The organism is Streptomyces adelaidensis (assembly GCF_016598475.1).
Taxonomy (GTDB): Bacteria; Actinomycetota; Actinomycetes; order Streptomycetales; family Streptomycetaceae; genus Streptomyces; species Streptomyces adelaidensis.
In genome coordinates this window covers 67,417-77,041 of the sequence record NZ_JAEMUX010000040.1, presented here as the reverse complement: position 1 = coordinate 77,041, position 9,625 = coordinate 67,417, and the positions used below count along the sequence as shown (strand labels likewise).

The 9,625-nt window shown below is 70.8% G+C and carries 9 protein-coding genes; 7 read left to right on the top strand and 2 right to left on the bottom strand.

Translation table 11 applies throughout. From position 1 onward, the window contains the following. The first annotated feature begins 30 nt into the window (after positions 1–30). Positions 31–822 (top strand): cell wall protein, encoded by a 792-nt coding sequence (locus I8N67_RS23100; RefSeq protein ID WP_200305086.1) that lies wholly within the window; start codon positions 31–33, stop codon positions 820–822. 171 nt (positions 823–993) lie between these two features. On the opposite strand, the gene I8N67_RS23095 is transcribed toward I8N67_RS23100, so the two are convergent. Then, the gene (locus tag I8N67_RS23095; protein WP_200305085.1) at positions 994–1,572 is read right to left on the bottom strand and encodes a biotin transporter BioY; all 579 of its coding nucleotides are present in this window, start codon (positions 1,570–1,572) and stop codon (positions 994–996) included. Between the two features lie 452 nt (positions 1,573–2,024). Here I8N67_RS23095 and I8N67_RS23090 point away from each other — a divergent pair, with 452 nt between their 5' ends. The 6 genes from I8N67_RS23090 (at position 2,025) to I8N67_RS23065 (ending at position 8,625) form a co-directional block, all read left to right on the top strand. Beyond that, a complete protein-coding gene (locus I8N67_RS23090) occupies positions 2,025–3,356 on the top strand; it encodes an ROK family protein (protein ID WP_234046132.1) in 1,332 nt (443 codons plus the stop codon). 297 nt (positions 3,357–3,653) lie between these two features. Continuing rightward, entirely contained in the window at positions 3,654–4,733 is a 1,080-nt protein-coding gene (locus I8N67_RS23085; RefSeq protein WP_234046131.1) for an ABC transporter substrate-binding protein, read from the top strand. Between the two features lie 47 nt (positions 4,734–4,780). Beyond that, positions 4,781–5,623 carry an ABC transporter permease gene (locus I8N67_RS23080; RefSeq protein WP_200305091.1) on the top strand — a complete coding sequence of 281 codons (843 nt, stop codon included), beginning with the start codon at positions 4,781–4,783 and terminating at the stop codon, positions 5,621–5,623. Then, positions 5,599–6,333 carry an ABC transporter ATP-binding protein gene (locus tag I8N67_RS23075; protein WP_200305083.1) on the top strand — a complete coding sequence of 245 codons (735 nt, stop codon included), beginning with the start codon at positions 5,599–5,601 and terminating at the stop codon, positions 6,331–6,333. The genes I8N67_RS23080 and I8N67_RS23075 overlap by 25 nt, the downstream gene beginning before the upstream one ends. Next, positions 6,330–7,712 carry an LLM class flavin-dependent oxidoreductase gene (locus tag I8N67_RS23070; RefSeq protein WP_307835331.1) on the top strand — a complete coding sequence of 461 codons (1,383 nt, stop codon included), beginning with the start codon at positions 6,330–6,332 and terminating at the stop codon, positions 7,710–7,712. The genes I8N67_RS23075 and I8N67_RS23070 overlap by 4 nt, the downstream gene beginning before the upstream one ends. 19 nt (positions 7,713–7,731) lie before the next feature. Further along, entirely contained in the window at positions 7,732–8,625 is an 894-nt protein-coding gene (locus I8N67_RS23065; protein ID WP_200305082.1) for a TauD/TfdA dioxygenase family protein, read from the top strand. Between the two features lie 59 nt (positions 8,626–8,684). On the opposite strand, the gene I8N67_RS44280 is transcribed toward I8N67_RS23065, so the two are convergent. Beyond that, positions 8,685–9,272 carry a tetratricopeptide repeat protein gene (locus tag I8N67_RS44280; RefSeq protein ID WP_307835330.1) on the bottom strand — a complete coding sequence of 196 codons (588 nt, stop codon included), beginning with the start codon at positions 9,270–9,272 and terminating at the stop codon, positions 8,685–8,687. Between the last annotated feature and the right edge of the window lie 353 nt (positions 9,273–9,625).

Below are 9,625 nucleotides of genomic sequence, written 5' to 3'. Positions count from 1 at the left end.
ACGGCCAGGGGGACGCAAGGGGGATGGAACATGAGTTCTCGTCGCAGGATGACCAGGTTGACCAGGACGGCCGTCGCGGGCTCGCTGCTCACCGCGTCGTTCTCGTCGGTGATGATCCTCGGCTTCACGGCGTCGGCGGATGACCAGGGGGGATTGAGCGATCACGGCGGAAAGGCCATGGACGCGCAACCGGCGGGAGTGAAATTCTCCACGCTACTGTCCAAGGAGATCAAAGTCGACAACAAGTCCCAGGAAACGGAGATCACCGGCGTCGTAAAGAACGAGGGAAGCAAGGCCGGCGGGGAAATCCGATTGCTTGTGGTCGGTTTTGACGGCATGGCGATCAAGAACGTCGAAGGGTGTTCGGCGATCCCCGAGGGTGACCTTCCCGACGGAGCCAACAGCGGTTTCGCGTGCGCGATCGACGAGCTGGCGGCCGGAAAGTCCAAGACGTATGCGATCGACGCCACGTACGACCTGAGCGAGCAGGGCAAGATCTGTCTGCCGGTGCAGAACGCCGACGGTTCGAAGACGTTCTGGCAGCAGGGCCCGGTCCCGTTCGGTTCGACCAACTCCTCGCCCAACGAGCCGGCCACCCCGCTGCTGCTCGGCACCGACAACAGCCCGGTCACTCCCGGCACGGGCGACGGAGACGGCGGCACGAGTGGCACCGGCGGTGGGAAGGACGATGCTCCGGACGAACTGCCCCGGACCGGGCCGACCGACCGTGTCCTCCCGCTCGGCATGGCAGGCGCCGCGCTCCTCTCGGCCGGGGCGGCGGGCCTGTGGTGGAACCAACGGCGGGCCCGGCGGGAGTCGTGACCCGGCCGCCGGACACGACGCACGCCACTTACCTCGCGTAGCGCGCCGGTTCGTACGGCCACGGTGCCTCCCGGCTGTATGACGCCGGGGCGCGAAAGAGGCTCGCCGCGGTGAAGTCGGAATGCGACCCGGCGAGCCTCTTCAGGGGGAGTTTCGAGGGGAGTTACGGCGTCACTTCTTGAGCAGCTTCCACGCCGTCGGGAGCAGGCCCATGGCCAACGCGGCCTTGAGGGCGTCGCCTATCAGGAAGGGGGTGAAGCCGGCCGCGAGGGCGGCGGAGAAGGTGAGGCCGGCGGTGGCGGCGAGGTAGGGGACGCCGACGGCGTAGATGATCGCCTCGCCCACGAGCATCGTGCCCGCCATGCGGAGCATGGAGCGGTCGGCGCCGCGGCGGGCCAGGACGCCCACGGCGGCGGTGGCGAGGATCATGCCGAGGATGTAGCCGAAGGAGACGCCGAAGCCGGAGGTGCCGCCCGCGAACCACGGCACGCCGGCGAGGCCGACCAGCGCGTACAGGGCGAGCGAGGCGACGCCGCGGCTCGCGCCGAGGGTGGTGCCGACGAGCAGCGCGGCGAAGGTCTGGCCGGTGACCGGGACCGGGGATCCCGGCACGGGCACGGCGAGTTGGGCGGCGAGACCGGTGAGCGCCGCGCCGCCGACCACGAGCGCGATGTCGCGGACCCGGGAGGCGGGCAGGAGGTCGGCGAGAACCTCGCCGGGGCGGGCTGACGTGGCGGCGGCGGTGCTCATGTTCGGGCTCACTCCGGCGGGTGAAGGCGGCGGGGACACGGTGACGCTATCCCAGGGCCCGCGCGGCGGGCACCGTCAGCGGTCGACAAAGGGGGGAACGACGACTTGGTGGGCTTCTCACAAAGGGTGTGGGTTACACCGGTTACGGCGTGACTCCGGTCACTGAGGTGGGGTCGTTCCGGTCAGGTGGGGGCGCCGGATCGGATCTGTAGGGTTTCGCCAATCGGGTGGGCGCGCCGGACCGGTGCCGTCTCGCCCGTCGGTCGCCGTCTGGGCAGCGGTGGGCCGCTTTGCTAGCTTCGAGCGCATGGTTGCTCAGGCCCGGTACTTCTCGTCGCGTCGCTATGTCGACCTGCGACGCGTGGGCACGGCCACCTGTCGCCGCCCCGGGTGAGGCGGCTCCGGCGCGCCTCGCCTTCCGAGACGGCGCAGTGTCGGACCCGTACCCGAGGATGATCTCCATGCCCCGTAGCGCGGCAGCACCCACCCTTTCCGCTCCCGCTTCCCTTTCCACTCTCACTCCCGCTCCCGCTCCTGTTCCTGTTCCTGTTCCAACTCTCCCTCCCCCTCGTTCCGTTCGTCCCTCCTCGCCCGTGCCGAGGGTCGCCGACAGTGATCGGCGGCGGACGAGTGCCAGCGTGGTGCTGCGGTCCGTACTGGAGCACGGGCCCGTGGCGCGCAGCACCATCGCCCGGGTGACGGGGCTGTCGCCGGCCTCGGTGACCGACTACTGCGCCCGGTTCGCTCGGCTGGGTCTCATCCGTGAGGCGGAGCCGCCCCGGCAGGCCAAGGGGGCGGGGCGTCCGCATGTGCCGCTCGACCTGGACGACTCGCGGTTCGTGGTGGGCGGGGTGCATGTGGCCGTGCCGTACACCACGGTCGCGCTGCTCGATCTGCGTGGTCGGGTGGTGGTGGAGCGGCGGTTGAAGCACGGCTCCACCGACCCGGCGTCGGTCCTGGCGCGGGCCGCCGACGGGCTCGTGGCTCTGCTGGAGGGGGCGCCGGGACGCCGGGCCCTGGGGGTCGGCTTCGCGGCCGGCGGCTGGGTGGACCGGGAGAGCGGGACCGTCGTCCACCATCCGCTGCTGGGCTGGCGGGAGGTGCCGGTGCGGGAGATGCTCGGTGCGCGCACCGGACTGGCGCTCCACGTGGACGGGCACGCGCGGGCGTTGGTCAATGCCGAGCAGCTGTTCGGGCGGGCGCGTGGCAGCCGGAGCGTGCTGCATCTGTTCGTCGGCAATATGGTCGACGCGGCGTTCGCGACCAACGACGAGGTGCACCACGGGCCGCGCTCGCAGGCCGGGGCGATCGCCCATCTGCCGCTGCCCGGCGGCACTGAGCCCTGCGACTGCGGGCGGGTCGGCTGCCTGCTGGCCGAGCTGAGCGAGCGGACGCTGTGCCGGCGGGCCCGGGCGGCGGGGGTCATCGACGGCGTGAACCCGATGCGGGTGCTGGACGCGGCGGCGGGCGGCGACGCGGTGGCCGTACGGCTGCTGGTGGAGCGGGCGCGGATGGTGGGGCGGGCGGCGGAGTTTCTGCTCGACGTGCTGAACCCGGAGACCGTGGTGGTCACCGAGATCGGGATCATCGGCCGGCAGGACTGTCTGGCGGCGTTGCGCGAGGTCGTCGGGCCGGAGCGGTCGGCGGCCGTGGTGCCCTCGGGTTTCCCCGATTCCGTACTGGCCACGGCGGGTGGAGCGGTGGCTCTGGATGTCCTCTACCGCGATCCGCTGGGGGCCGCGGCTGCCGGTGGGGCCGCCGCCGCGCACCTCGGCCGAGGTTGATTAATTCAGAAACTCCGAATGTTGACAGGCATCGTGGAAGACCGGGAACATCGTATTCATGCTGCTCACGAGTTGTCGCACCCTCTGTTGCTGACACGTTGACGTTCCGGAGTGCTCAGCGCGCTCCGGCCGACGCGGCACTTCTTTCTGCGTGGACGCGCGTATGCGTGAAACCCCCGCCTGTTTCTGCGGATTTCCGCTGTCCGTGATTTCGTGCGCCGTCATCCCGCGGTTCTCTCTCCCCTCCCCCCTCTTGTCTGCCTCTCGCTCATCCATGTGAACCCAGGGGGTTCTCCCATGCCTTCCTCCGTTGTGCCTTCCTCCGCTGTGTCCGGTCTCGACCGGCGTCTCTTCCTCACCTCTCTGCTCGGTGTCACGGCCGCGGCGGCCGGGCTGAGCGGCTGCGCCGACAGCAGTGCGGCGACCGCCACGACGGCGGCGGACGCACCGCTGCCCACCAAGGTCCCCTCGGGCACCAGCCTGAAGATCGCCTCGTTCCAGAACCAGCAGGAATTGCAGTTCGAGCTGGCGAAACTCGGTGATCTGCCTTTCACGGTGAGCAGTTGGGCGAACATCGGCGCCGGTCCCGATGTCATCAACGCCTTCCGGGCGGGTTCGCTGGACGTCGCCAACAACGCGGGAATCCCGCCGATCCAGGCGCATTACCAGGGATACGACGCGAAGATCGTCGCGATCAACGTCACCCGGAAGCCGAATTATCTCTTCGCCACCAAGCCCGGCAGCGACATCGCCTCGGTCGAGGATTTCAAGGGAAAGAAGCTCGCGTTCTCACAAGGGCAGGCACAGGGCGTCGTACTGCTGCGGGCGCTGAAGGAGGCGGGGCTCGCCCACGACGACGTGGAACTCGTCCCGCTGACCAGCAACCAGTTCCTGACGGCCCTGCAGTCCAAGCAGGTGGACGTCGCGCCGCTCGGCAACCAGCAGGTCCCCGCCTATCTCCAGCAGTACGGCTCCAAGGGCGCCCGCACCATCACCACCGACGTGGTGGACCTGCTGAACCTGCTGTGGGCGCCGGTCTCCGTGCTGAACGACTCCGCGAAGGTGGCCGCGGTCGCCGCGTACATCCCGCTCTGGGCGAAGGGCGCGGTCTGGCAGTACGAGAACCCGGACATCTGGAACGAGGAGTTCTACGTGAAGACACAGAACCTGACCCTCGCCCAGGCGAAGTCGATCAGTGATCTCGCCAACAAGCCGTTGTTCCCGCCGAGTTGGGACGAGGCGGTCAAGTGGGAGCAGGAGACCGCGGATCTGCTGGCGGAGGGCGGCTTCGTGAAGAAGTTCGACGTCGACACGCTCTTCGACCGTCGGTTCGAGGAGATCGCGGCGAAGGCCGTGGCCGCGGAGTACCGGAGGTGAGCGCCGTGACGACCGGTGCGCCGCCGGCCGTCGGCGGCGCCGCCGACATCGACGCCCCCGACCTCAACGCCCCCGACATCGCCGCCGTAGAGGAGACACCCCAGGTCCGCCGTCGCCGTCGGCTCTCGCCCGGCAAGCGGCTGCCCGCCTCGCGGCTCGTCGGTCCGGTCCTCGTGCTCGCGCTGTGGGCCGTCGCCTCGGCCGCCGGACGGCTCGACCCGGCCGCGGTCCCGGCGCCCTGGACGGTGCTGGAGACCGGGGTCCGGCTGTGGACCGACGGGACGCTGACGACCGACATCCTGACGTCGTTGCGGCGGGCCGGCTCCGGGTTCGCGATCGGGCTGACCGCCGGGGTCGCGCTGGCTCTGGCCGCCGGGCTCAGCCGGGCCGGCGAGGCGCTGATCGACGGGACCGTGCAGCTCAACCGGGCGATCCCGACCCTGGGTCTGATCCCGCTGTTCATCCTCTGGCTGGGCATCGGCGAGACCTTCAAGATCGCGATCATCGCGATCGTCGTCTACATCCCGGTCTACCTCAACACCCATGCCGCGCTGGCCGGGATCGACAGCCGTTTCGTCGAACTCGCCGAGGTCCAGGGGCTGTCAGGGTTCCAGTTCGTCCGGCAGATCGTCGTCCCCGGCGCGCTGCCCGGGTTCTTCGTCGGCCTCCGGCTCGGGGTGACCGGCTCCTGGCTGGGCCTGGTCGTCCTGGAGCAGATCAACGCGACCAACGGACTCGGCTACCTGATGTTCCAGGCCCAGAACTACGGCCAGAGCGACGTCATCCTCGTCGGCCTGGTGGTCTACGGCGTCTTCGGCCTGGTCTCCGACAGCGCGGTCCGTCTCGTCGAACGGAGGGTGCTGTCATGGCGACGCACACTGAGCAGCTGACCCGGCCGGCGGTCCGACTCCGCGGCCTGACCCGGTCGTTCGACGACCGCACGGTCCTGGACGCCATCGACCTCGACCTCCCGGCCGGGCAGTTCACCGCCCTGCTCGGGCACAGCGGCTCCGGCAAGAGCACCCTGCTGCGAGCGGTCGCGGGCCTCGATCACGAGGTGGCCGGAAGCGGGCGGCTGACCGCCCCGGAAACGGTGTCGGTGGTCTTCCAAGACTCCCGGCTGCTGCCCTGGCGGCGCGTCCTCGCCAACGTACTGCTCGGCATCGAAGGCAACGAGGCGGCGCACAGGGCCCGCGCCGCCCTCGCCGAGGTGGGGCTCGCCGGCCGCGAGGAGGCCTGGCCGAGCGAGCTGTCGGGCGGCGAGGCGCAGCGTGCCGCGCTGGCCCGCTCGCTGGTCCGCGAGCCCGAACTGCTGCTGGCGGACGAGCCGTTCGGCGCCCTGGACGCCCTCACCCGCATCCGTATGCATGTCCTGCTCAGGGAGCTGTGGGAGCGCCACCGGCCCTCGGTCCTCCTCGTCACCCACGACGTGGACGAGGCGATCGTGCTCGCCGACCGTGTCCTCGTCCTCGACCAGGGCCGCATCGGCCTCGACCTGACCATCGACCGCCCGCATCCACGCTCGTACCGGGACCCGCTGCTCGGCGAGTACCGGGAGCGGCTGCTGACCGCCCTGGGCGTCACGGAGGACCACAAGTGACCCGTCAGCTCCACCTCAACGCGTTCCTGATGAACACCGGCCACCACGAGGCGTCGTGGCGGCTCCCGGAGAGCGACCCGTACGCGCATGTCGAGCTGGACCACTATGTGCGGCTGGCCCGGACCGCCGAGCGCGGCACCTTCGACTCGCTCTTCCTGGCCGACGGGCCGCAGCTGTGGGGCAGCGTGGGCCAGCGTCCCGCAGGCGCCCTGGAGCCGCTCACCCTGCTGACCGCCCTGGCGACGGCGACCGAGCACATCGGCCTGATCGCCACCGCGTCCACCTCCTACAACTCCCCCTACAACCTGGCCCGCAAGTTCGCCTCGCTGGACATCATCAGCGGCGGCCGGGCGGGCTGGAACATCGTCACCACCGCCGCTGCCGAGGCGGCCCGCAACTTCGGTCTCGACGCCGAGCCCGCGCACGCCCAGCGGTACGCCCGCGCCGCCGAGTTCCTCGACGTGGCGCTGAAGCTCTGGGACAGCTGGGAGGACGACGTGATCGTCGCCGACAAGGCGTCCGGTGTCTGGGGCGACGACACGAAGATCCACCCGCCCCGGCACAAGGGGACGTACTTCAGCGTCGAGGGCCCGCTCAACGTGCCGCGTACGCCGCAGGGTTATCCGCTGCTCGTGCAGGCGGGGTCGAGCGAGGACGGCAAGTCGTTCGCGGCGCGGTACGCGGAGGCGGTGTTCACCGCCCAGCAGACCATCGAGGACGCGCGGGCCTTCTACGCCGACCTCAAGTCCCGTACGGCCGCGACCGGCCGGGACCCCGGGCACCTCAAGGTGCTGCCCGGCATCGTCCCCGTACTCGGGTCGACGCAGGCCGAGGCGCTGGCGGCCGAGCGGGTCCTGGAGGATCACATCGTGCACGCGCAGGGCGTGGGCAATCTGGAGCGGCTGCTTCAACTGCCGTCCGACACCCTGGAGTTGGATGCCCAGTTGCCCGCCGAGCTGCCTCCCGAGAGTGCGATCGAGGGGGCCAAGAGCCGCTACACGCTCGTCGTCGAACTGGCCCGCCGCGACCGGCTCACCGTACGGCAGCTGATCGGTCGGCTCGGCGGCGGGCGCGGGCACCTCACCTTCGCCGGGACGCCCGAGCAGGTCGCCGACAAGATCGAGACCTGGTTCACGCGGGGCGCCGCCGACGGCTTCAACATCATGCCCGCGGTGCTGCCCTCCGGCCTCGAAGCCTTCGTCGACCACGTCGTCCCCCTCCTGCGCGCCCGCGGCCTGCTCCGCGAGGAGTACGGCCCGCGCCGGACCCTGCGGGAGCGGTACGGGCTGCCGCGCCCGGCGAACCAGTACGTCGAGCCCGCCGGGTCCGGCGACCCCGTTCTCGTCCAGAAGCCCGCACAGAAGCCCTCTCTCGTCTGACCCCGAAAGGAACACCTCCATGACCATCGACATCCGCAAGATCACCGGCAACATCGGCGGCCGCGTCTCCGGTGTGGACATCGCCGAGCCGCTCGACGCCGAGACGGTCATCGCGCTGCGCGAGGCCCTCAACGCCCACAAGGCCCTGGTGTTCGACGAGGTGAACCTCGACGACGAGGGTCAGCAGGCCTTCGTCCGGCACTTCGGCGACGTCACCACCGCCCACCCGACCGTGCCGTCCGTCGACGGCGTCCCGAACGTCCTGCCCGTGGACAGCGAGCGGGGCCGCGCCGCCAACCACTGGCACACGGACGTCACGTTCGTCCTCAACCCTCCGCAGGCCAGCACCCTGCGCAGCATCACGGTCCCGCCGTACGGCGGCGAGACCCTGATCGCCGACTCGGCGGCCGCCTACCGCGATCTGCCCGAACCGCTGCGCGTCCTGGCCGACGCCCTGTGGGCCGAGCACACCAACGATGACGACTACGCGGTGCCGGCGGAGACGATCGACGAGGAGCAGGCCGCCGCGCGCGCCCGGTTCACATCCATCAAGTACCGCACGGTCCACCCCGTAGTCCGCGTCCACCCTCTGACCGGCGAACGCGGCCTGTTCATCGGCGGGTTCGCACAGCGGATCGTCGGTCTGTCGGTCGGCGAGTCCCGCAAGCTCCTGGACCTGCTCCAGTCGTACGTGACCCGGCCGGAGAACCTGCTGCGCCACCGCTGGTCGGAGAACCAGCTCGTCCTCTTCGACAACCGGATCACCCAGCACTACGCCGTCGACAACTACGACGGCCTCCCGCGCCGCCTGCACCGCGTGACCATCGCGGGTGACGTGCCGGTCGGCATCGAGGGCAAGGAGAGCTATGCGATCGAAGGGGACGCGGCGCACTACACGTCGGTGGCGGCGTAGCCGCTCCGCGGGTCGCGCCGGCCGGACCGGATGGGCAGCAGGAGCGCGCCGGGCGCTGATCAGCGCCCGGCGACCGCCTGGGCCAGCCGTTCACGGTCCTCCACGACGAACGGGTGCCGCGGACCGAGCACCCGTTCACGACGCTCGGCGACCTCCCTGAATATGGCGATGGCTTCGTCGGCTCTGCCGAGTTCCAGGGCGATCAGAGCCGACAGGCTCAGGGCCGACAGGCTCAGGGCCGACAGGCTCAGGGCCGACAGGCTCAGGGCCGACAGGCTCAGGGCCGACAGGGCCAGCGGGAAGTCCGGATCCTGCACGCGGATCCGGCCCTCCAGCACGCGGCGGGCCAGGGACTCCGCCTCCTCGTACCGCCCCAACTCGGTCAGCCCGTAGGCATGGCTGTGCCTGGCCAGCAGGGTCGTGAGGTGGTCGGGCGGCAGCGCGCGTTCGCATGCCGCGATGAGCGCTGCGCTCTCGTCGTCGAACTCCTGCTCGCTGCCGAGCTGCGCCAGGGGTTCGAGCAGCAGGTGCCAGGCGTACAGGGTCTCGGGGTCGTCCTCGCCCAGGGCCCGCCGGAGCCCCTCCACCGCCCGGCGGCCCCAGCGCACCGCTTCCTCGTCCCTCTCCAGCAGGTCGAGCGGCTGCACCAACGCGGCACAACTGCGCAGGGTGTCCGGGTGATCGGGGCCGAGCAGGAGTTCCCGGCGGCCGATGACCCGCCGTGCAGGGCCTCCGACTCGGTGTAGCGGCCCATGCGGAACAGCACCCTGGCCTGGAGGTCCTGGGCGTCCAGCACCAGCTGGTGCCGCGGGTCGAGGAGCGCCTGGACGCGGTCGGCGACAGCCGGGACGAAGAGCTGGGCAGCCGCGTAGTCCTCCGCCTCGAAGGCCTGTCGGCCGACCCGCACGGCAAGGGCGGCGGTCCGTTCGCCCGGAACCGCGTCCAGCAGCGCCGACACATGCGGTGCCAGCGGTGCCAGTCGTCGCGGGTCGTTCCCCCG